The organism is Paraburkholderia silvatlantica, assembly GCF_003096715.1.
GTDB classification, from domain to species: Bacteria; Pseudomonadota; Gammaproteobacteria; order Burkholderiales; family Burkholderiaceae; genus Paraburkholderia; species Paraburkholderia silvatlantica.
Genome location: NZ_QEOL01000004.1, coordinates 17695 through 38606 on the forward strand (window position 1 = coordinate 17695; position 20912 = coordinate 38606).

Annotated in this window: 18 protein-coding genes and 1 riboswitch; of the genes, 4 read left to right on the forward strand and 14 right to left on the reverse strand. The window is 67.1% G+C overall.

The window, feature by feature from the left end; genetic code table 11:
* Nucleotides 1–16: 16 nt before the first annotated feature.
* Both C7411_RS06520 and C7411_RS06525 read right to left on the reverse strand, forming a co-directional pair.
* Nucleotides 17–2308 carry an ATP-dependent DNA helicase gene (locus C7411_RS06520; protein ID WP_110388661.1) on the reverse strand — a complete coding sequence of 764 codons (2292 nt, stop codon included), beginning with the start codon at nt 2306–2308 and terminating at the stop codon, nt 17–19.
* Complete coding sequence (locus C7411_RS06525) at nt 2305–4053, reverse strand: VRR-NUC domain-containing protein (RefSeq protein WP_110388685.1); 1749 nt, start codon at nt 4051–4053, stop codon at nt 2305–2307. The genes C7411_RS06520 and C7411_RS06525 overlap by 4 nt, the downstream gene beginning before the upstream one ends.
* A 120-nt stretch (nt 4054–4173) precedes the next feature.
* Here C7411_RS06525 and C7411_RS06530 point away from each other — a divergent pair, with 120 nt between their 5' ends.
* Together C7411_RS06530 and bamC are read left to right on the forward strand one after the other, a co-directional pair.
* Nucleotides 4174–4752, forward strand: a complete 579-nt coding sequence (locus C7411_RS06530) for a hypothetical protein (protein WP_110388662.1) — start codon at nt 4174–4176, stop codon at nt 4750–4752.
* Nucleotides 4753–5032: 280 nt separating this feature from the next.
* Nucleotides 5033–6271, forward strand: coding sequence for an outer membrane protein assembly factor BamC (gene bamC, locus C7411_RS06535; protein ID WP_110388663.1), 1239 nt, complete (start codon nt 5033–5035; stop codon nt 6269–6271).
* Between the two features lie 125 nt (nt 6272–6396).
* On the opposite strand, the gene C7411_RS06540 is transcribed toward bamC, so the two are convergent.
* The 5 genes from C7411_RS06540 to C7411_RS06560 all read right to left on the reverse strand — a co-directional run bounded on the left by C7411_RS06540 (nt 6397) and on the right by C7411_RS06560 (nt 12025).
* A complete protein-coding gene (locus C7411_RS06540; RefSeq protein WP_110388664.1) occupies nt 6397–7995 on the reverse strand; it encodes an L-lactate permease in 1599 nt (532 codons plus the stop codon).
* 231 nt (nt 7996–8226) lie between these two features.
* Nucleotides 8227–8613: a hypothetical protein gene (locus C7411_RS06545; protein WP_110388686.1), complete on the reverse strand. Its 387-nt coding sequence runs from the start codon at nt 8611–8613 to the stop codon at nt 8227–8229.
* 318 nt (nt 8614–8931) lie between these two features.
* Nucleotides 8932–9153: a glycine zipper 2TM domain-containing protein gene (locus tag C7411_RS06550; RefSeq protein WP_110388665.1), complete on the reverse strand. Its 222-nt coding sequence runs from the start codon at nt 9151–9153 to the stop codon at nt 8932–8934.
* Nucleotides 9154–9364: 211 nt separating this feature from the next.
* Nucleotides 9365–11296, reverse strand: coding sequence for a phosphomethylpyrimidine synthase ThiC (gene thiC / locus C7411_RS06555; protein ID WP_110388666.1), 1932 nt, complete (start codon nt 11294–11296; stop codon nt 9365–9367).
* Between the two features lie 104 nt (nt 11297–11400).
* Nucleotides 11401–11530: riboswitch (TPP riboswitch) on the reverse strand.
* 87 nt (nt 11531–11617) lie between these two features.
* Nucleotides 11618–12025 (reverse strand): GreA/GreB family elongation factor, encoded by a 408-nt coding sequence (locus tag C7411_RS06560; protein ID WP_110388667.1) that lies wholly within the window; start codon nt 12023–12025, stop codon nt 11618–11620.
* Between the two features lie 790 nt (nt 12026–12815).
* Here C7411_RS06560 and C7411_RS06565 point away from each other — a divergent pair.
* Nucleotides 12816–13694, forward strand: a complete 879-nt coding sequence (locus tag C7411_RS06565; RefSeq protein WP_243413084.1) for an EamA family transporter — start codon at nt 12816–12818, stop codon at nt 13692–13694.
* Nucleotides 13695–13876: 182 nt separating this feature from the next.
* Here C7411_RS06565 and C7411_RS06570 read toward each other — a convergent pair whose 3' ends face one another.
* Nucleotides 13877–14014 carry an entericidin A/B family lipoprotein gene (locus tag C7411_RS06570; protein WP_042264962.1) on the reverse strand — a complete coding sequence of 46 codons (138 nt, stop codon included), beginning with the start codon at nt 14012–14014 and terminating at the stop codon, nt 13877–13879.
* Between the two features lie 181 nt (nt 14015–14195).
* On the opposite strand from C7411_RS06570, the gene C7411_RS06575 reads away from it, so the two are divergent.
* A complete protein-coding gene (locus C7411_RS06575) occupies nt 14196–14738 on the forward strand; it encodes a ferritin-like domain-containing protein (protein ID WP_110388668.1) in 543 nt (180 codons plus the stop codon).
* Between the two features lie 16 nt (nt 14739–14754).
* Here the strand turns inward: C7411_RS06575 and C7411_RS06580 are convergent, their stop codons facing one another.
* The 6 genes from C7411_RS06580 to C7411_RS06605 all read right to left on the reverse strand — a co-directional run bounded on the left by C7411_RS06580 (nt 14755) and on the right by C7411_RS06605 (nt 20821).
* On the reverse strand, nt 14755–15969 hold the full coding sequence (locus C7411_RS06580) for an MFS transporter (protein WP_110388669.1): 1215 nt from the start codon (nt 15967–15969) through the stop codon (nt 14755–14757).
* 113 nt (nt 15970–16082) lie between these two features.
* Entirely contained in the window at nt 16083–16910 is an 828-nt protein-coding gene (locus C7411_RS06585) for a phosphodiesterase (protein ID WP_110388670.1), read from the reverse strand.
* Between the two features lie 21 nt (nt 16911–16931).
* Nucleotides 16932–17972: an ABC transporter ATP-binding protein gene (locus tag C7411_RS06590; protein WP_110388671.1), complete on the reverse strand. Its 1041-nt coding sequence runs from the start codon at nt 17970–17972 to the stop codon at nt 16932–16934.
* On the reverse strand, nt 17969–18913 hold the full coding sequence (locus C7411_RS06595) for an ABC transporter permease (RefSeq protein ID WP_110388672.1): 945 nt from the start codon (nt 18911–18913) through the stop codon (nt 17969–17971). The genes C7411_RS06590 and C7411_RS06595 overlap by 4 nt, the downstream gene beginning before the upstream one ends.
* Nucleotides 18914–18941: 28 nt before the next feature.
* Nucleotides 18942–19766: an ABC transporter permease gene (locus C7411_RS06600; RefSeq protein WP_110388673.1), complete on the reverse strand. Its 825-nt coding sequence runs from the start codon at nt 19764–19766 to the stop codon at nt 18942–18944.
* A gap of 20 nt (nt 19767–19786) precedes the next feature.
* Nucleotides 19787–20821 (reverse strand): ABC transporter substrate-binding protein, encoded by a 1035-nt coding sequence (locus C7411_RS06605; RefSeq protein WP_165822763.1) that lies wholly within the window; start codon nt 20819–20821, stop codon nt 19787–19789.
* Between the last annotated feature and the right edge of the window lie 91 nt (nt 20822–20912).

Here is a 20912-nt window from a genome sequence, read left to right on the forward strand (position 1 = left end):
TGATCCGGAGTCCAGATCAACTGGTGGCGATGCGCCACCACGCGGGGAGCAGCGCGCGCACGCCGGGCTGCGCGAAGCGGTCGTCCAGCAGGTGCACGACGCCGCGATCATGCTCGGTTCGGATCACGCGTCCGGCGGCCTGCACGACCTTGCGCAGGCCCGGAATCAGGTAGGTATAGTCGAAGCCGTCGCCGTAGAGCGTATCCATGCGTGCGCGCATCGCCTCGTTCACGGCGTTCACCTGCGGCATGCCGAGCGTCGCGATGAAGGTGCCGATGAGGCGCGTGCCCGGCAGATCGATGCCTTCGCCGAAAGCGCCGCCCAGCACCGCGAAACCGATGCCGCAGCCGCCTTCCACGAAGCGCGCGACGAAGGCCTGCTGGCCCGCCTCGTCCATGGTGCGCGACTGGAGCCAGACGTCCACCTCCGGATGACGTGCCGCGAACGCATCGGCGGCTTTCCGCAGATAGTCGTAGCTGCTGAAAAAGCACAGATAGTTGCCGGGGCGTTCGGCAAATTGCGCGGCCACGCGTTCAACCAGCGCGTCGAGCGAACGTTCGCGGTCCTTATAACGTGTCGAGATATGGCGGGCGATGTGTACGTCGAGCTGCTCGGCGCGAAAAGGCGTGTCGATGTCGATGCTCACCGTGTTGGCGGGCAGGCCGAGCATGTCGCTGTAGTAATGCGTGGGCGAGAGCGTTGCCGAAAAAAGCGTGATGCTGTGTGCCGTGGCGATGCGCGCCCGCAAGGCATCCGCCGGCACGATGTTGCGGATCGCGATCGTCGAACGCGGGCGGCGTGCGCTTTGATGCGCCAGTGGCGTGACGTCGAAGAGCGAATGCGCATCGAAGCGTTCGGCAATGCGCGTGAAGTGCAGGGCGTCGAAATAGAAGCGCTCGAGTTCGGGGTCGCGCACGAGCGGGGGTTCGGCGAGCTGGTCGCCGATCGCCGCGATCACGTCGCCAAGCGCGGCGACGAGGCCTTCGGGCAGGGTGTCGCTCGCGCGCCAGGCGAGCGGCTGCACGGCGTTTTGTGCGTTCCAGTGCTTCTGCAGGCGCGCGAGCGCGCGCTTTAGCGGTGCGCTTGCGGCGCGGCGCACGGCGTCGATGCGCGTTTGCACGAGTTCCGCCGAATACATCGCGCGGGCGCGCTCGGGGAGGTTGTGTGCTTCGTCCACGAGCAGGCTCGCGCGCCACTGGTTGTGCGCGGCAAGCATGAACAGCATGGCGCTCGTGTCGAACCAGTAGTTGTAGTCGCCGACGACCACGTCGCTCCAGCGCGCGAGTTCCTGGCCAAGGTAGTAGGGGCATACGGCATGCTCGCTCGCGACCTCGCGCAGTGCTGCGCGATCGAGCCGCACGCGTTCGAGCGCTGCGGCACGCGCGGCCGGCAGACGGTCGTAAAAGCCGCGTGCGAGCGGGCACGATTCGCCATGACAGGCCGCCTCGGGATGCTCGCAGGACTTTTCGCGCGCAACGAGTTCGAGCACGCGCACCGGCACCTTCGTTCGTTGCCCATCGGCGCTGGCTTCGCCTTGTGCGCTCGTGAGACTGGCAAGCGCGTCGAGCGCCAACTGACGCCCTGAGCTTTTCGCGCTCAGAAACACGACCTTGTCGATCGCTGCGCGCGGGCAAGCCTTCAACTGCGCAAAGAGTGTGCCGATGGTCTTGCCGATCCCGGTGGGCGCCTGCGCGAGCAGACAGCGCCCCTGTGTCGCCGCGCGCCAGACGGCTTCGGCAAGATCGCGCTGGCCGTGCCGAAACTGCGGATGCGGCAGGCACAGCGCGGCGAGCGCGGCGTCGCGCGCGGCGCGGTGGGCGCTTTCCTGCCCGGCCCATGCGACGAAGCGTCGGCATTGCGTTTCGAACGCGGCGCGCAATGCCGACGCGCTCGCGTGCTCGACGAGCGCCGTCTCGCGGCCCGAACCGATGTCGTAGTACACGAGCGCGAGTTCGAGCGCATCGAGGCCGAGTTTCTCGCACAGCAGCGCGCCGTAGACGCGCAACTGCGCCCAGTGCAACGCGCGCTGATTCTCGCGCATCGCCTCGAGGTCGCCGCGATAGGTCTTGAACTCCTCGAGCCTGCGGCGCGCGGGGTCGTAGCCGTCGGCGCGTCCGCGCACGCTCAGCGATTCGAACGTGCCGGAAAGCGCGATCTCGGTCTCGTAGCCGGGCGGGCGTCGGGCGGCGATGGCCGCGTGGCCGGCGCGGCCGTCGCTTGCGTCGGGCGAGGGCGTGAAGCGCAAGTCGAGGTCGCCGCGCTTCGCGGTGAACTCGCACAGCGTGCGCACGGCGACGGTGTAGCTCATGGCGCGCGCGGCGCCTGGGCGGCGCTGTCGCTGGCTTCTTCGGCTTCGCCGGGCAGGTTGGGCCAGCGCACCTGCAACACGGAAACCGGTATGCGGTGCTGCACGCAATAGGCAAGCCAACGGCGCTGGTTGTCCTGCAGGCGGTCGCCGGGGCCTTTCACCTCGATCAGTTCGTAGCGACGCTCGTGCGGCCAGAAGCGCACGAGATCGGGCAGGCCCGAACGGTTCGCAACGGGTTCGCGCAGCAGGCGCTCGAACCACAGGCGCAGATGGGCGGCGGGGAAGCAGTCGAGGGCAAGCACGAGCAGCTCGTCGCTTAATGCGGGCCACGCGACGAACGGCGACTGGGTGCCGGCCTTTTGCGCATAGCGCCGCAGAATCGAGTCGCGGTAGGCATGCGTTTCGAGTTCGGCGAGGCATGTTTCGAACTGCGAAGCACGGCGCGCGACGAAGTCGGCGGCGTGCAGGTCGGCGGGGCCGCGCTGGAACGGATGGAAGAACGCGCCAGGCAGCGGCGCAAACAGCGCGGGCCAGCAGAGCAGGCCGAAGAGCGCGTTGATCAGCGTGTTCTCGACATAGAACACAGGCGCTTGCGGCGTGGCGAGTGCGATGCGCGCGGCTTCCTCGACGCGCAGTGCCCCAGGTGCCGCGGGCAGCGTGAGTTCGAGCTGTGCGAACCCGGGCTCCGCGCTCGTCTTCGATTTCGCCCGCGTGCGTGCGAGACGCCCGAGCGTGCGTGCCGCGCGCTGCGCCTGCTCTTCGTTTTCAGGCGCATCGGCAATGCTCTGCGCGAGCGCCTGCGCCTCCTCGCGGCGGTTCAGCTGCTCGAGCACGCGCACGCGGCGGTAGCGCGATTCGGGATGGCCGCAATCGAGATAAGCGCGCCACGCGAGTTCGGGTTCGCCCGCGCGTTCGGCGGCGAGCCCCGCGGCGTGACGCAGCTTGTCGTGGCGCGCGCGCAGCCACGCGTTGCCTTGCGTGCGCGGGGCCAGCGCGTCGAGCGTTTGGAGTGTGGCGGCGACGGCGACGGCGGCGGCAGCGTCGAAGTCATGGTCCCTGGTTGCGCATTCGAGTTCGTCGCGGCAATCGCGCAGCGCCAGATACGCGTCGATATCTTCGCGCCGCTGGAACGCGCGCGAGGCGCGATCGAAGGGCACGCTTTCGTAGCGAAAGACGCCGAGGTCGGCGAGCACGAACTCCGACCAGTCCTGATGCAGGTTACCGAAGAACATGAGGCGCAGGCGCTCGCAGAGCGGGGCGCTCGCGAACAGCAGCACGGTGTCGGGCGAGGCCGGGAACCAGGCATGCCAGTCGCGCGGCTCGGGCGCGGCGGCGTAGTGCGCATCGAGCGCGTCGAGCGTTGCCGCGCGCGTGGCGCGCGGTTCGAGTGCGACGCCAAGGCGCGCGGCGAGCGCCTGCAGCTCGGCTTTCGTGACCAGCGCGGCGAGCGCGTCGAGATCGAGCGCGGGCGCGTCGTCGAGCCAGCCCGCCGCGATAAGCGGGGCCGCCGCCGCGCGCGGGCAGCCGATCTCGCCGTACGCGAGACGGCTCAGGCGGAAATGGGGTCCCTTGCGCATCAGCATGCGCACGAAGAGCGCGCGCGACGCCTGCGGCATCCGGGCGAAATCGCCGGCGAAGCCGCGCTCGGCGTCGTCGAACAGGTCGGCGCAGCGTGCGTCGAGCCACGCCAGCGCACGCTCGAAGTTCGCGAGGTAGTAGAACGGATCGGGAGAGTCGGGGAGCACGCCAGGCACTGTACGGATATACAGCGGCGATGATAGCAGGGTCGCGCGGGGGCGCGAGCGCCGTAAGGGATTGCCCGCCCCGTAGGCTACAATTGCCGCAGCCTGAAAATCGGATGAGCGATGAACAAACGTAACGCATGCTTCGCCGGCCTCGCGGCCGCCGTCACCCTGCTCGCGGGATGCGCGGCGCAGTACCGCAATACCGGCGCCTGCGAAGAGGCGATGCGTAACCGCCTTGCCGGGACGACGCTCGGCGACCTGAAAGTCACGCATAGCGCGACGACCTATCGCGGCGCGCGCGTGGTGATCGAAGGACGACTCGAGAACGGCGCGGCGTCGGCCGCCGCGGCTGCCTCGGCTCCGTCTGCATCGGCCGCGTCGGCCGCGTCGTCGTCGGCGTCCGCTACGGCGCAAAGCGCCAACGAGGCGCCCACGGTCACGGCGCCGACGGTGCAGGCGGCGGCGCTGCCCGGCACGATTTCGGTTCCCACCGCTCCGGTCGCTCAAGGCGGCGCGCCGGAGGGCAAGCCGACCACGCCAATCGCGGCGCTGCTCGCGAAGCTTGGCATCAAGAAGACCGTGGCCACGCCGGCGGCCGCGGAGTGCACCTTCGACGAGTCGGGTCTCGCGACGTTCCGCTGGCTCGCGCCGCCCAGGCTCGCGAAGACCACGCCCGACCCGAACGCCGGGAACGACTAACGCGAAGCATGGTCCTGCCGCCTGCAGGCGTGACCTGCGAGGCGCATTGATCCAGAAGGAAAATGGCGGCGAGGCAGGGAGTTTGCCGGGCCGGATCGAATAGAGATGAATGTTGCGGCGAGGCCGGTTTGGGGAGTCGCGACCGCGGTCCGGCGCGCCGGATGGCGGGACTGGATCGAGGGCCACCCCGCGGTTTTTGCACAGCGGGCCGCCGGACCGGTAAAATGTCTGGTTGATCCACGGAAACTGGCCGTGGCGTAGCCGAAGGGATTACCCGAACATGAGTGATTTTCATCAACGTCTTGCCGCACGCGCGCTCGCGCTTCTGATGGCGGGCGGGCTGGTCGCCGGCTGCAGCTCGCCGACGCCAGGCAAGATTGATTACCGCAGTGACGCCAAGGCGAAGCAGTCGTCGCTCGCTGTGCCGCCGAACATGCTCGACGAAGCGTCCGACCAGCGCTCGCTGGCGCCGCAGGGCGGCGAGACCTCATTGTCCTCGCTCAAAGAGACCCAGGCCGCCGCGCCGCAGTCCGACCAGACCCAGGTGGTTCCGCAGGTGCCGGGCATGCATATCCAGCGTGACGGCACGGAAAGCTGGCTCGTCATCGACAGCCGCACGCCCGACCAGGTCTGGGCGCAAGTGCGCCGCTTCTGGCAGGAACAAGGCTTCCTGCTCGTGGTCGACCAGCGCGACAAGGGCGTGATGGAAACGGACTGGAACGAAACCCATCCGAAAATCAGCGACGGCCTCATCCGCAACACGCTCTCGTGGGCCACGGGCAACTCGTACGTGACCGCCGAGCGCAACAAGTACCGCACGCGCCTCGAAACGTCGCCCAGCGGCGGCACCTATGTGTTCATCAGCCAGAAGGGTCTGAGCGAACAGCTCTCGGGCACCAACAACGACAGCAGCAAGTGGGTGCCGAAGCCCAACGATCCCGCGCTCGAAGCCGAGTACCTCAAGCGTCTCATGATGACGCTCGCGAACGCGAAGCCGGGCGTGCCCGACGCGCAGATCGCGGCCGAAGCCGACGCCAAGGCCAACAGCAAGGGCACCGACGCGAAGTCGAAGGGTGCGGACGCCGCTGCAGCCGCCACGGCCGCGCAGAATGTCGCGGCTGTGGGCCAGCAATCGGGCAGCGGCTCGTCGAACGCGCAGGGCACGTCGGGCCAGTACAGTTCGACGGAACTCACGCTCGGCGAGCCGTACGACCGCGCCTGGGTGCGCGTGGGCATCGCGCTCGATCGCGCCAACTTCACGGTGGACGATCGCGACCGCACGAAGGGCATCTACTACGTGCGCTACGTCGATCCGAAGGACCACAGCTCGGACGAACAGGGCTTCTGGAACCAGATCTTCCACGGCCGCAAGGAAAAGATCGCGAAGCAGTACAAGCTCAACGTGCGCGCCGTGACCGACAACCAGACGCGCGTCGCGATCGTGGACGACAGCGGCCAGATCGACTCGTCGCCCCCGGCGCAGGAAATCATGAGCCTCGTGGTCGACGAACTGCACTAAGCACTGCGCCGCATTTTGCCTGAGCCGGCATTGGCTGGACTCGCTGGCTGAATGCCGCAAAAGAAGAAACCCGCCTGCGCTTCGTCGCGCAGGCGGGTTTTTTCATGCGCGCGCACACGTCGTACTCAGTGCGGAATCATCCAGGTGAGCACGTTCTGCTGCAGCCACACGAGGATGCCGAGCAGCACAGTCAGCAGGATCGAGTGCTTGAACGTCTTCGCGAACACATGGCCTTCCTGCCCCTTGAGGTCCGTGGTCGCGACGCCCGTCGCGATGTTCTGCGGCGAGATCATCTTGCCCATCACGCCGCCCGACGAGTTGGTCGCGGCCATCAGGATGGGATTGAGGTTGAGCTGTTTCGCGGCCACCACCTGCAGGTTGCCGAACAGCGCATTGCCCGAGGTGTCGCTGCCCGAGAGGAACACGGCGACCCAGCCGAGGAAGGCCGAAACGAGCGGGAAGAACGCGCCGACCGAAGACACGCCGAGGCCCAGCGTATAGGTGAGCCCCGAGTAGTTCATGAGGAACGCGAGCCCGACGATGGTCGCGACCGTGAGGATGGCGATGCGCGTCTGCACCCAGGTATCGACGATCGCGACGCCGAAATCGGCGGGCTTCAGGCGCACGACGAACGCGGTGATGATCGCCGAGACGAGAATCGCCGTGCCGGTGGCGAGCGGCTGGAAGTCCCAGATCGCGCCATAGGCCGTGTTGTAGAGCGTGATGTAGACGGCCTTGTCGAGGCCCGGCCACGGCACTTTCACTTCGCCGATCGTGAAGACCTTCGCGATGGTCCAGATAATCACGACGGCCGCGACGATGATCCACGGATACCAGCCCTGTGTGCCCGTCACGGCGCCGCGCGTTTCGTTTGCGCGATCGACCTTGATGGTGAAGCGCGGATCGGGCGCGGGCTTCCATACGCGCAGGAACAGGATGGTGAGGATCAGCGAGACGAGCGACGAGAGCACGTCGGTGAGGCTGTAGTTGATGAAGTTGGCGGTGACGAACTGCGTGAGCGCGAAGCTGCCGCCCGAGACGAGCAGCACCGGCCAGATGCGCAGCATGCCGCCCATGCCCGCGTAGATCGCGATGACATAGAACGGCAGCAGCAGGGCGAAGAACGGCAACTGGCGGCCGACCATCTGGCCGAGCAGATCGGAGGGCAGGTGCGTGACTGCGCCGAGCACGGTGATCGGCACGCCGAGCGCGCCGAAGGCCACGGGGGCCGTGTTGAAGATGAGCGTGAAGGTCAGGGCCTCGAGCGTCGGAAAGCCGAGCATGATGAGCAGCGAGCTTGTGATGGCAATCGGCGTGCCGAAGCCGGAAATCCCTTCGAACAGCGCGCCGAACGAGAAGCCGACCACGACGAGCACGATGCGCCGGTCGTTGGGCAGATTGTCGAGCAGCCACATGCGAAACGCCGCGAAGCGGCCCGAGCGCAGCGCGATGTTGTAGAGCAGGATCGCCGTGACGACAATCCACATCACCGGCCAGAGTGCGAACACGGCGCCCGCGAGTACCGAGCTGATCGCAAGATTGACGGGAAACTGCCAGCCGGCGATCGCGACGGCGAGGCCGACCAGAAGCCCCGCAAGCGAGGCTTGCCATGCGGGCCGCCGTGCCCAGCCGAGCAGGGCGAGCACGGTAAGAATGGGCAGCACGGCGACCAGAAACGAAAACAGCAGCGAATTGCCAATGGGGGTCAGCAGCTGGTGGAACATCACGTCTCCTTTATGCTGGTTCGTTATCGACGCAGCAGCACGGCAGCATGCGCCGGGGCGCGTTTTCGGCTATGGAGTTCAGTGCGTGGCCAGGCGGCCGAGTTAAGACGGTGCTTCAATCCCCGCTAGCCCACTTGGAGGATAGATAACGACACGGGAGCGTCAAGGAGGGAAAGTACGGTCCGGCACCGTTTTGTGGCCCATTTTGCGGTGCGGCTCGCAGCGTGAACGTCAGTGATGCCAGTGCCCGCCGCCGCCCCGGTAGCCGAAGCCGAACGAGACGGCGGGCGCGCCCCAGCCCCACCCGTATGCGGGGTAAGGGTAGTAAGCGGGGTAAGCCGCAGGATAGGCGGGATAGGCGGGATAGGCCGGCCACGCAGGAACGGCGATCGCAACGGGCGGCGAGGGATAGAGCGGTCCCGGATACTGCGCGTCGGGCACGGCGGCTGGAGCCGGGTTCGGCGCCGTTTGCGCGAGCGCGGTTTCCTGCTGGGTGGCCGCGACGGGCACGGTGCCGTAGTAGTAGGGCGGGTAGCCGTAGGGGGCGTAGTAGTAGCAGCCGGAAAGCGCGGGCAGCGCGCTCGCGGCGGCGATCACAAACACGGACGGACGTTGCATGGCGGGCTCCGCGAGTGGCGAACGGCCGCGCAGGATTTTCGCCTTCAGGCCCGGGCCGTCTGATCGTTTGAGCTTACGCCTTACGAACACGCTTTGCGTTGCGCATCGATCACCGAATATTTCGCCGGCCGCGATGGCATCGACCCAAGCAAACGCGGCGCAGCCCGTGAGGGTCTGCGCCGCGCATCCTTCCCTGATGCACGCCATGAATGGCGTGTTGCCTGTCGTGTCGTTTCTGTTCTGTGCCGTCGCTTCGATCGTGCCGCCGGTCGTGCAGCCGCATCGTCGATTCGCACTGGCGCTAACGCTGTTTGCCGCTTACTTGCCAACCTGATTGCCGATCACGCCACCCACCGCTGCGCCGCCCACGGTGGAGAGCGCATTGCCGCCAATCGCCGCGCCCGCCACGCCGCCCACGCCCGCGCCAATTACCGTATCGCGGTCGCGTCTCGACATGTTGTCGCAAGCGCCAAGACTGCCCAGCACGGCGACGACTGTCGTCGCCGTGAGTAGCGTGCGTGCACGTTTGAGCGTAATCATTTTCCGACTCCCCACGCATGATGCGTTCGAGTGTGCGGTGCGGCGTGCGCTGGCACGCACGCTGCGCCTTCGATACCCTCATCCTAGCCACGCCACCCGTATCCGGGTGTGTGCGCTTGTCAGAGAGTTGTGGGAGTCGTTAGTAAATGTTTCGGCGGACGCAGGGCGCCCGCCGGGGCGTAGTGAGCCCTAAGCCAGCCCGAAGCCGGCCTTACTGGCGCTGATAGATTTCGGCGCCCTGCTTGATGAACTCGACCGCCTTCACTTCCATGCCCTTCTTGAGCGCCTCGTCGTCGCTCACGCCTTGCTTCGCGGCGAAGTCGCGCACGTCCTGGGTGATCTTCATCGAGCAGAAGTGCGGGCCGCACATCGAGCAGAAGTGCGCGACCTTGGCCGAGTCCTTGGGCAACGTTTCGTCGTGGAACTCGCGCGCCTTGTCCGGATCGAGGCCGAGGTTGAACTGGTCTTCCCAGCGGAACTCGAAGCGCGCCTTCGACAAGGCGTTGTCGCGCACCTGCGCGCCCGGATGGCCCTTCGCGAGATCGGCCGCATGCGCCGCGAGCTTGTACGTGATGATGCCTTCCTTCACGTCGTCCTTGTTCGGCAGGCCCAGGTGTTCCTTCGGCGTGACGTAGCAGAGCATGGCCGTGCCGAACCAGCCGATCATCGCGGCGCCGATGCCCGAGGTGATGTGGTCGTAGCCCGGCGCGATGTCGGTGGTGAGCGGCCCGAGCGTGTAGAAGGGCGCTTCCTTGCACCAGTCGAGCTGGAGATCCATGTTCTCCTTGATGAGCTGCATCGGCACGTGGCCCGGGCCTTCGATCATCACCTGCACGTCGTGCTTCCACGCGATTTGCGTGAGCTCGCCAAGCGTCTTCAGTTCGCCGAGCTGCGCTTCGTCATTGGCGTCGTAGATCGAGCCGGGACGCAGGCCGTCGCCGAGCGAGAAGCTCACGTCGTACGCCTTCATGATTTCGCAGATCTCTTCGAAATGCTCGTAAATGAAGGATTCCTTGTGATGCGCGAGGCACCACTTGGCCATGATCGACCCGCCGCGCGAGACGATGCCCGTCATGCGGTTCGCCGTGAGCGGCACATATTGCAGACGCACGCCCGCGTGGATCGTGAAGTAGTCCACGCCCTGCTCGGCCTGCTCGATGAGCGTGTCGCGGAACATTTCCCACGTGAGGTCTTCGGCCTTGCCGTTGACCTTTTCGAGCGCCTGGTAGATCGGCACCGTGCCGATCGGCACCGGCGAGTTGCGGATGATCCACTCGCGCGTTTCGTGGATGTGCTTGCCGGTCGAAAGATCCATGACCGTGTCGCCGCCCCAGCGGATCGCCCACGTCATCTTGTCGACTTCTTCGCCGATCGACGAGGTGACCGCCGAATTGCCGATATTCGCGTTGATCTTCACAAGGAAGTTGCGGCCGATGATCATCGGCTCGCTTTCCGGATGGTTGATGTTCGCGGGAATGATCGCGCGGCCGCGCGCGATTTCGTCGCGCACGAACTCGGGCGTGATTTCCTTGAGCGCATGCTCGCCGAAGGCGGCCGCGCCGAACGCCTGGCCCGGATGCTGGCGGCCCATCATCGCGGCGAGCTTCGCGCCGTTCGGGCCGCTGGCCTTGAGGCTTTCCAGATACTCGGCGCGGCGCTGGTTCTCGCGAATCGCGATGTATTCCATCTCCGGCGTGATGATGCCCTGACGCGCGTAGTGCATCTGCGTGACGTTCTTGCCTGCTTTCGCGCGGCGCGGCGTCCGGTGCAGGCCGGGGAAACGCAGCTCGGCCGTCGCGGGGTCGGCGGCGCGCTCGCGGCCGTACTCGGAGGAGAGGCCCGGCAGCGCTTCGGTGTCGCCGCGCTTCTCGATCCAGCCCTGACGCAGCGCAGGCAGGCCCGCGCGAATGTCGATCTTCGCTTCAGGGTCGGTGTACGGACCCGAGGTGTCGTAGACGTAGATCGGCGGATTCTTCTCGCCGCCGAAGCCCGTGGGCGTATCCGCCTGCGTGATCTCGCGCATCGGCACGCGGATATCGGGCTGCGAACCGGTCACGTAGATCTTGCGGGAATTGGGCAGCGGCGCGATCGCGGCTTCGTCGACGTGCGCGTTGGCGGAAATGAACTTCGGATTCGCGTTCATGCGTCTGTCTCTCCATGCAATGCAAAGTGGGAACGGCGGCTTAGCAGGAGACGAGACGGAACGTGGACGGACTTCGCTGTGATGATATGAGGCGGTAAGCGACGTTGCGAAGTCCGGACGCTTCCCTGCGCTGGCATTATCCAGATCAGGTTCAAAGGGTATTTCTCACCCGCGAAATACGCTGCACGACTTTCGTTCGATGCGGCGCATGACGCAGGACCCCCGCGTAAGCAAGGCCAAACGATACACCGCGCTGCGACGATCTGGCAAGTGTCATCTCGCGTGCAATGTGCCAGGCGCGGTGTGTCGTGTATGAGGAGCTTACAGCGTGAAATCCTGCGAGGCTTCCGGCTGAAACAGGATGCGCTCGATCTTCAGGGTCTCGACCGCGCCGCCGGGCGTCGTGAAGCGCACGGCGCTGCCGCGCTTCGCGCCGAGGAGCGCGAGACCCGCGGGCGAGAAGACGTTCAGGCGCCCGGCGTCGACGTTCGCGTCGTGCGGATAGACGACGGTGTACGTGAGGGCTTCGCCATTGCGCTCGTCCACGAGTGTGACCTGCGAGTTCATCGTCACGACGTTGGCGGCCATCTCGCGCGGCTCCACGATCACCGCGTGGTCGAGCAGTGCGTCGAGCATGGCCTGTCGCTCGGGCGCGGCGCCGGGTTCGGCGGCGCATTTTTCGAGGCGGGCAACATCGAGTTCGGTGAAGTAACGGATTTTCTTCGACATGGCGGTTCTCCTTGCAATCCACAAAAGATTCGAGGTAACGGCGAGGGCTGGCGGGCGAAATCGCGCAATGAGGCGCGGGCCGCAGCGGCGCGCAACGGGTCGGCCCGGAGCCCGACCGAACGGCTCCGCTGGGATTGGGGGATGCCGGTTCAGTGCGGGCGCCGGGCGGCGCAAAGCGGGGCGCAGAGGGGAGGCAGGGTGCGCGCTCGGGTGTCGAGAGGCCACGGCGCCGTTCGCTCGCGCTCTGCCCGCGCGTGCGCCGACGCGCCGCGCAAATGGCGCGGCGGCAAGGCGAATACGGGACGCGAAACGAGCGAAAGCATGGCGAGCGGCGGGTATGAAATCCAGTTAATGAAAGCTAAACGAAAGGCTGTGTCATGCTAGCACGAACTCACCAGCACCACGCGACGCGGCCACAGCCCGTCGATTGGGTGCGCGATCGGCCGTGCTGGCTTGCGTCCCTCACACTGTGACGCGCGCGCAACGACTCGCCGCGCATAAAGCATCCTGAAAGCATCCGCAACGGCCGGCGTTGTTGCATAATGCGGTTCGCCCGTCCCGGGTGTCCTTCGTACTCCGTCTTTTTCGCGTTCTTGCGCATCTGCACCATGCCGTCGAGCTTCATCCGTCCCGCCGTTCTGCCGCCGGGGCGCCCGCGGTCCCGCCTTTCATACGCCGCGGCGAAATGACGATGCCACCTCGTTTGTCTTCCCGCGTGAGCACTCAATCTTTTTTCACGGGGGCCCAGCAGGCCGCAGCCGCGCTATGGCGTTTCGCGCGCGCCGTTCGGCTGCCGCAATCGCGCACCGGGCGCGTCGCGCTCTCACTCGCCGTCGTCTACTTCGTCTGGGGCTCGACGTATCTCGGCGTGAAGGTCGCGCTCGATTCGTTCCCGCCGCTCCTGCTGTCAGGCTTGCGCAACCTGCTCGCCGGGATCGGCCTGTTCGTCTTCGCCATGCGCCGGCGGCCCGTCATGCCTACGCTCCTCGAAGTGCGCAACGCGGGCGTGGTGGGCACGCTGCTCGTGGGCATGTCGAGCGGCATGCTCGCCTACGGCATGCGTACCGTGGGCACCGGCAAGGCGGCCGTGATGGTCGCCACAGTGCCGCTGTTCGCGACCGTGATCTCGGCGCTCAGCGGGCGGCGCGTAGCGAGGGCCGAATGGGCCGCGGTCGCGCTCGGCCTCGTCGGCATCGCCATCCTGAGCCATGGCGGGGCCGCGTCCGGCTCGGCGGGCGGCAGCCTCGCGATTCTGTGCGGCGCGCTCTTCTGGGCCATCGGCGCGCACCTGGCGGGCAAGCTCGCGTTGCCGACCGATCTCTTCATCGCGACGGCACTGCAGATCGGCCTCGGCGGCGCCATCTCGACTGCGCTCGCATGGATCAGCGGCGAACGCATGGGCGAACTGCATTTCCTGCCGCTTCTCGCCTTCCTCTACCTGCTTTTCATCGGCACGATGGCGGCCTATGTCGCGTATGGCTACCTGATCCGCCATACGAGCCCGCTTCTTGCGAGCAGCTGCATGTACGTGAATCCCGTTGTTGCCGTCGCGCTCGGCGCGCTGCTGCTCGGCGAGCCGGTCACGAGCGCAACCGTTGTCGCGACCGTGCTGATTCTCGGCAGCGTGGGTTTGTCGTTCCTGTTCGACGACCGACGCCGCACTTCCTGAGCGCATCCTGACTTCGCGAAGCACCTCGCATCATCGCGCCGCGTTGCGGGCGCGATGATGCGCATGTGACGTGCGCAACGGCCGCCACTTCATCGTTCACCGGGTGATCGATGCCGGCAGCCGCTTGCGCGCTATGCGTACGCGCTAGCCGTCATCCCGGTGCCTTTACCGTTTGCCGGATACTATTTCGCCTTTTCCGCGGAGTTCGTGAGGGCGTGGCCGCCTGCGGAAACGTCCTCGCCGGCACCCGCCATCGTATTGCACGCCGAGAGCGCTGCCAGCGAAGCGGTAACGAGAAAGAGGGCAATCAGGCGTTTCATGAGGAAGTCCTCCACGGTGTCAAAGGAGACGACTCTTCAGCATCTCGCGTGCCCGGTCATTTGTGCCGCCATGCGCCGGCGTGTGCGCCTGCGCCGGGTCCGCTGCTTGCGCCAGCTCGGACGCTGGCGCGACATCGCGCAGCACATCCGCCCTAAAGGAGCATGTTCGAAGGAGAGCCAGATGTCGAAAACACACGCTTTGTTTGAGTTCGATCTCAAGCGCGTGCGCGATGAGGCGCGCCGCAATCTCGACCAGGGTCCGGTCACGCCGGACTACCCCGCGCATCGCCAGACCGTGCTCAAGCTGCTCAACGATTCCCTCGCCACGGAGCTCGTGTGCGTGCTGCGCTACAAGCGGCACCATTTCATGGCGAAGGGCATCGAGTCCGAGTCGGTGGCGGCCGAGTTTCTCCAGCACGCGACCGAGGAACAGCAGCACGCCGACATGCTGGCGGCCCGCATCGTGCAGCTGGGCGGCGAGCCCGACTTCTCGCCGGCAACGCTGGTGGAGCGCTCGCACTCGGAATACAAGGAGGGGGCGGACCTGAAGGACATGATCCGCGAGAATCTGATCGCCGAGCGCATCGCGATCGAAAGCTATCGCGCGATCATCAATTATCTCGGCCACGACGACACGACCACGCGGCGCATCTTCGAGCAGATCCTCGCGACGGAGGAGGAGCACGCCGACGACATGACGGACTTGCTCTATGCGCGCAAATAGCGCTTGCCGCCAGCGCTCAGGATGAAGTCTGTGCGCCCGCGCCCATGCGCGGGCGCGTTGCATGGTGAATCCAGCCGGCGAGCGCCGTGAACGCGATGCCCGCCGCGCACACGCCGATCCAGCCGAATGCGTGCCAGGCGGTCACGCCCACGGCAGAACCGGTTGCGCCGCCAATGAAGTAGCAGACCATGTACACCGTATTCACGCGGCTGCGCGCCTCGGGGCGCAGCGCGTAGATGCGCGACTGATTCGAGATCTGCGCGGCCTGCACGCCCACGTCGAGCACGATCACGCCGATCACGAGGCCGATCAGGCTCTTGCCCGAAAACGCGAAGATGACGAACGCGAGCGCCAGCAGCACAATCGACATCGTGATGACCGCGCGCGGCCCGCGCTTGTCGGCGGAGCGCCCCGCCATCGGTGCGGCCAGCGCGCCCGCCGCGCCGACGATGCCGAACAGGCCCGCCGCCTGCGGCCCGAAATGGAACGGCTCGCCCGCGAGTAGCAGCGTGAGCGCGGGCCAGAAGAGGCTGAACGTGGCGAAGAGGCAAGCGCCCGTCGCCGACGCTTCCCGCAGTCCGGGCAGCTCCAGCACGAGATGCCACATCGAGGCGAGCAGCTCGCCGTAGCCGAGCTTCGAGGTCGGCTGGCTCTTCGGCAGCTTCTTGACGATGACGAGCGCGAGCACGAGCAGCGCGACGATCGACGCCCCGAATACCGCGCGCCAGCCGAAGTACTGACCGACGAATCCGGCTGCCGTGCGCGCGAGCAGGATGCCGAGCAAGAGGCCGCTCATGACCGTGCCCACGGCGTGGCCGCGCGCCTCGGGCGGCGCGAGTTCCGCGGAAAACGGCACGGCCTGCTGCGCGATGGTGGCGAGGATGCCGATCGCGAGGCTCGCGCCGACCAGCACGGCAAGCGATGGGGCGGTGGCCGCGACGAGCAGCGCGACGCACAGGCCGGCGGTTTGCAGCAGGATGATGCGGCGGCGGTCGTAGCGGTCGCCGAGCGGCGCGAGCAGCAGCATGCCCGCTGCGTAGCCGAGCTGGGTGCCGGCCGGCACGGCGCCGATCCACGCGGCGCCCGCCGGGAAACTCTGGCGGAAATCGTCGAGCAGCGGCTGGTTGAAATAGATATTCGCGACCGTGACGCCCGCGATAGTCGCGAGCAGGAGCAACAGGCCGCGCAGCGACCGGCTTGCGCCAGCGGTTGCGGAATCAGGTGTGGACATGTGCGAGTGTGGGCGGCGCCCGGCGATACGGAAGGCAGGCTTCGAGCGTGCCGATCATACCGGAGCGCGCGTAATCGCGCTGGCGGCGCTGAAGCGCGCCGCCGGTCGCGCACTCAGGCAATCAGCTCGCCCGAGGGCTCGTAGAACGGATACGGGCCGTCGAATGTGTCCACGTAGCCGTGATGCGTGACGATCCCGCCCTGCGCATCGTAGCGATGCAGCGCGAAGGCGGGCGGCTCGAGCGTGAAGGTGGAGGGCGCACCGGGCGCGAGGTCGAGCGTGACCTGGTGGGCCGGCGCAGGCACCGCCGAGGCGATCGTGCCGCCGAAGCGCACGAACATGGGCCGGTGCACGTGACCGCACAGCACGCGCTCGACGTTGGGATGCCGCGCCACGAGCGCTTCGAGCGCCTGCGCGGCGCTGTCGTCGAGCCGGATCGCATCCATATGGCCGATCCCGCAATCGAATGGCGGATGATGGAGCGCGACGATCACGGGCTTGCCGCGCGCCGCGTCGAGCTGCTGCGCGAGCCACGCGAGGCGCGCGGCGCAGAGTGTGCCCGCGCTTTGCCCCGGCTGCATGGAGTCGAGCGCGATCACGCGCAGCGGGCCGAGGTCCGCCGCGTACTGGATGAACGCGCCGCCTTCGCGCAGTTCGGGCCGATCGGCAAATACTTCGCGCAGCGGCTCGCGTGCGTCGTGGTTGCCGATCAGGAGCCAGTACGGAATCTCGAGCGTGTCGAGCAGCGTCTTCAGGTGCCGGTATTCCTCGACCGAGCCCTGGTCGACGAGATCGCCGGTCATGAGGACCGCGTCGGGGCGCGGCGTGAGCGCGTTCAGGCGCGCGATGGTGCGTGCGAGGCTCGCGGCCGTGTCGACGCGGCGATAGGCGAGCGCGCCCGGTGGCTTGATGTGCAGGTCGCTGATCTGTGCGAGCAGCATGGTAGTCCTCATTGGTAAGAATTACGCGAGCGCAATGAGCGCTTCAGGGGCGATCGAAATGCCGACCGGCGTGCCGCGCGCCAGCTCGACGCGGCCCGCCACGTCGACGAGCAGGGCATCGGGCGCCGCGCCGCCGATCGTGAGCCGCGTGCGCTCGCCGAGAAAGGTCGCCTGCTCGATCACGCCGCGCAGTTGCGCGCCGACAGGGTCGGCGAGCGCGGCGTCTTCGGGCCGGAAATACAGTTCGGCGGCGCCGCTGGTCTGGGACGCGCTGGCCGGCACGGCGCCGCCGCTCGTGCGCAGCATCCCCCCGTGCCATTCTCCGGCGATCCGGTTGAGCGTGCCGACGAACTGCGCGACCGCACGGCTCGCCGGCTGGAAATAGATCTCGCGCGGCGTGCCGATCTGCTCGATGCGGCCCGCGCTCATCACGACGATGCGGTCGCCCAGCTCCATCGCCTCGGCCTGATCGTGCGTGACGTAGACCGTCGTCACGCCCAGCTCGCGCAACAGCGTGCTCATCTCGCTGCGCAAGGTGTCGCGCAGGCGCGCATCGAGCGCGGTGAGCGGCTCGTCCAGCAGCAGTACGCGCGGGCGCGGCGCGAGCGCGCGTGCGAGCGCCACGCGCTGGCGCTGGCCGCCCGAAAGCTGGCTGATGGGCTTGGCCGCGTGCGCTTCGAGACGCATCATCGCGAGCAGTTCGTCGACGCGTGCGCGCGCGTCGGCGGCGGGAACGCGCTGGATCTTCAGGCCATAGCCGATGTTGCCGCGCACGTCGAGGTTCGGAAAGAGCGCGTAGTTCTGGAACACCATGCCGACCTTGCGCCGCTCGATGGGCAGCGCGGTCACATCCTCGTCGCCGAAGGCCACGCGGCCCCCGGCGTCGGGCGTTTCCAGACCCGCGATCATGCGCAGCGTGGTGGTCTTGCCGCAGCCCGATGGGCCGAGCAGCACGAGCGTCTCGCCCGCGCCGATCGCGAGGTCGAGCGGTTCGAGCACGCGCGTGCCGCGAAACGTCTTCGCACAGCGCGTGAGCGTAATCGGGATCGGTTCGAGTTTCATGCGGAATCCTTGTTGTTCTTTTGCTGGCCTGCGAGCCGCTGCTTGCCAGACGGCTTTCCTGAGGAGCCGGGTACGTCCACGCCGAGCCATTGCATCGCCACGAGCAGCGGCATCGTCATGAGGAAGAAGAGGATCGTGTAGGCGCTGCCCACTTCGATGCGCAGCGACGCATAGGTGTCCGCAAGGCCGACCGGCAGCGTTTTGGTGTCGGGCGTGTGCAGCATCCACGTGAGGTTGAACTCGCCGATCGAAAGCGTGAGCACGGCGAGCGCGCCCGCCACGATGCCGGGCCGCGCATTGGGCAGCACGATGGTCGTGAAACGCTGCCAGAAGCTCGCGCCGAGGCTCGCCGCGCCTTCTTCGAGCGTGCGCAGGTCCGCCGACGCGCATACGGCCGCCACGGGCCGCACCATGAACGGCAACGTGAACACCACATGGCCGACCACGATGAACGCCGCGCTCATGCGAAAGGCGCTGAAGCCGCCGTACACCACGAGCAGGGCGAGCGCCGAAGCGAGGCCGGGCAGGGCCACGGGCAGTACGAGCAATTCCTCGATCAGGCGCGAGAGGCGCGTGCGGCTGCGCGCGAGCGCGTAGCCCGCGGGCACGCCGGTCACGAGCGTGAGGAAGAGCGTGGCGGCTGCCACTTCGAGCGAGAGGAAGACGCTCGCGTGATACTGCGTCCAGACCTGGTCGAGCCAGCGCAGCGTGAGGCCGCTCGCGACGCCGCGAAAATAGTTGACGGTCAGGCCCGCGAGGATCGACATCACCACGGGCACGATGAGAAACGCGCAGGTAGCGAGCGTGACGAGCCATTGCGCGCACGCAACGCACGCGCGCGCCGAGGGCAGCGCGAGGCGCCCCCGCGCGGCGGGCGGCTGGCCGGGCGCTTCGTGGATGTCTTGCGCAGCCGTTGCGGCGGGATTGACGACCGGATTCATTCTGGAGTCCTCGAAAGCCACAGACTGCTCATGCGGTGGCCGCGACGGCCGCGCCCGTCACGCTGCGCGCGAGCGTGAGCACCGCCCAGGTCACGAAGCCGAGCACGATCGACAGGCCCGCTGCCGTGACCATGTTCGCGTTGAGCGTGAACTCGGTATAGATCGTCATCGGCAGGACGTCGATGTCGGTGGCGAGCGTGAACGCCGTGCCGAATGCGCCCATCGCGGTCGCGAAGCAGATTGCCCCTGCGGCGACGAGGCCGGGCGCGAGCGCGGGCAGGATCACGTCGCACAGCACGCGCCACGACGACGCGCCAAGCGACCGCGCGGCCTCTTCGAGCGAGCCGTCGAGCTGGCTTGCGCAGGCCATCACGGTCACGATCACGCGCGGAATCGAAAAGTACAGATAGCCCGCGAAGAGTCCCGCCATCGAGTACGCGAACACCCAGCGCTCGCCGGTGAGCCGCAGCGACAGCGCGCCGATGAGCCCCTGTCGTCCGGCGAGCATGATCACCATGAAGCCGACCACCACGCCGGGAAACGCCAGCGGAAACGTGAGCAGCGCGACGAGCGCCCGGCGCCCGGCGAACGTGCGCCGCGCGAGCAGAAGGCCGCAGATCGTGGAGATCACGAGCGTCGCCGCGGTCACGGCGGCCGAGAGCGCGATGGTCGCGCCAAGGCTCCTCATGTAGCGGCCATTCGTCAGCAGTGCGCGATACGTCTCGATGAAATGCCCGTCGGCGCTCACCTGCACGAGCGCGATCATCGGCAACAGCCAGAAGGCGAGGAACACCGCGAGCGCGGGCGCGATGAGCGCCAGACGCCAGCGCAGCGGAAAAGTGAGGTCATGCATGGCAGTGATCGGCTGGGGTATCAGTGCATGATCTGCAGATAGCGCTCGCCGAACGCCTGCTGCTGCGCCGCCATCTTCGCGAAGTCCACGGGCTTTGCGCGCGCATAGTCGCTCGCGGGCAGGAACTTCGACGCCGCTTCCGGCGAGAGCGCGCTGGCGCGCACCGGGCGCAGGTAGGCGTTGGCCCAGAGCTTCTGGCCTTCGTCGGAGAGCACGAAGTCGAGCACCTTCTTGCCGTTCGCTTCGTGCGGCCCGTTCTTGACGAGACTCATCACGTAGGGGACCGAAATCGTGCCTTCCTTCGGGATCACGAACTCGACGTTCGCGTGGTCCTTGTATTTGGCGCGATAGGCGTCGAAGTCGTAGTCGAGCAGGATCGGAATCTCACCCGAAAGCACGCGCGCGTAGGCGGTCTGCTTCGGCACGATCGGCTGGTTGGCCTTGAGCTTGCCGAACCATTCGAAAGCGGGCTGGAAATTGTCGAGCGTGCCGCCCAACGCGAGATTCACGGCCACCGCGCCCGCATAACCCACAAAGGCGCTCGAGGGATCGAGGTAGCCGACCATGCCCTTGTATTCGGGCTTGAGGAGATCGGCCCACGAATGCGGCACCGGCTTGCCTTCGAGCGCGTCCTTGTTGACGAAGAAGCCGAGCGTGCCCGAATGGATGGCGAACCAGTAGCCTTGCGGGTCCTTGAGGTCGGCGGGAATGTCGTTCCAGTGCGCGGGTTTGTACGGCGTGATCACGCCCTTGTCCTTCGCCTGGAACGCCGAAGACACACCGAGGTAGACGACGTCGGCGACCGGGCTCTTCTGCTCGGCCATCAGTTGTGCGATCGATTGGCCGGAGTTCTTGTTGTCGAACGGCACGCGAATGCCGGTCTCTTTCTGGATCGCCTGGATCTGGCTCGCCCAGTCGGCCCATTCGGGCGGGCAGTTGTAGCAGATCGCGGTTTGATCGGCCTGTGCCGCGAGCGGCGCGGCAAGACCGGCTACGAGGGCGGCGGCGCCCGCGGCGAGCGGCAGCGCATGGGAGAAGCGGGTCAGGCGGGGCAGCCGGGTCAGGCGGGTCAGGCGGGTCAGGCGGGTCAGGCGGGTCAGGCGGGTCAGGCGGGTCAGGCGGGTCAGGCGGGTCAGGCGCCGCACG

Coding starts and splice junctions, on each gene's coding strand:
- C7411_RS06560 (WP_110388667.1), bottom strand. CDS start 12,025: ATGTCGAAGAAAATCCGTTACTTCACCGAACTCGATGTTGCCCGCCTC.
- C7411_RS06585 (WP_110388670.1), bottom strand. CDS start 16,910: ATGCTGCTCGCACAGATCAGCGACCTGCACATCAAGCCACCGGGCGCG.
- C7411_RS06540 (WP_110388664.1), bottom strand. CDS start 7,995: ATGTTCCACCAGCTGCTGACCCCCATTGGCAATTCGCTGCTGTTTTCG.
- C7411_RS06580 (WP_110388669.1), bottom strand. CDS start 15,969: ATGTCCACACCTGATTCCGCAACCGCTGGCGCAAGCCGGTCGCTGCGC.
- C7411_RS06520 (WP_110388661.1), bottom strand. CDS start 2,308: ATGAGCTACACCGTCGCCGTGCGCACGCTGTGCGAGTTCACCGCGAAG.
- C7411_RS06600 (WP_110388673.1), bottom strand. CDS start 19,766: ATGCATGACCTCACTTTTCCGCTGCGCTGGCGTCTGGCGCTCATCGCG.
- C7411_RS06590 (WP_110388671.1), bottom strand. CDS start 17,972: ATGAAACTCGAACCGATCCCGATTACGCTCACGCGCTGTGCGAAGACG.
- C7411_RS06530 (WP_110388662.1), top strand. CDS start 4,174: ATGAACAAACGTAACGCATGCTTCGCCGGCCTCGCGGCCGCCGTCACC.
- C7411_RS06570 (WP_042264962.1), bottom strand. CDS start 14,014: ATGAAACGCCTGATTGCCCTCTTTCTCGTTACCGCTTCGCTGGCAGCG.
- C7411_RS06575 (WP_110388668.1), top strand. CDS start 14,196: ATGTCGAAAACACACGCTTTGTTTGAGTTCGATCTCAAGCGCGTGCGC.
- C7411_RS06595 (WP_110388672.1), bottom strand. CDS start 18,913: ATGAATCCGGTCGTCAATCCCGCCGCAACGGCTGCGCAAGACATCCAC.
- C7411_RS06550 (WP_110388665.1), bottom strand. CDS start 9,153: ATGATTACGCTCAAACGTGCACGCACGCTACTCACGGCGACGACAGTC.
- thiC (WP_110388666.1), bottom strand. CDS start 11,296: ATGAACGCGAATCCGAAGTTCATTTCCGCCAACGCGCACGTCGACGAA.
- C7411_RS06545 (WP_110388686.1), bottom strand. CDS start 8,613: ATGCAACGTCCGTCCGTGTTTGTGATCGCCGCCGCGAGCGCGCTGCCC.
- bamC (WP_110388663.1), top strand. CDS start 5,033: ATGAGTGATTTTCATCAACGTCTTGCCGCACGCGCGCTCGCGCTTCTG.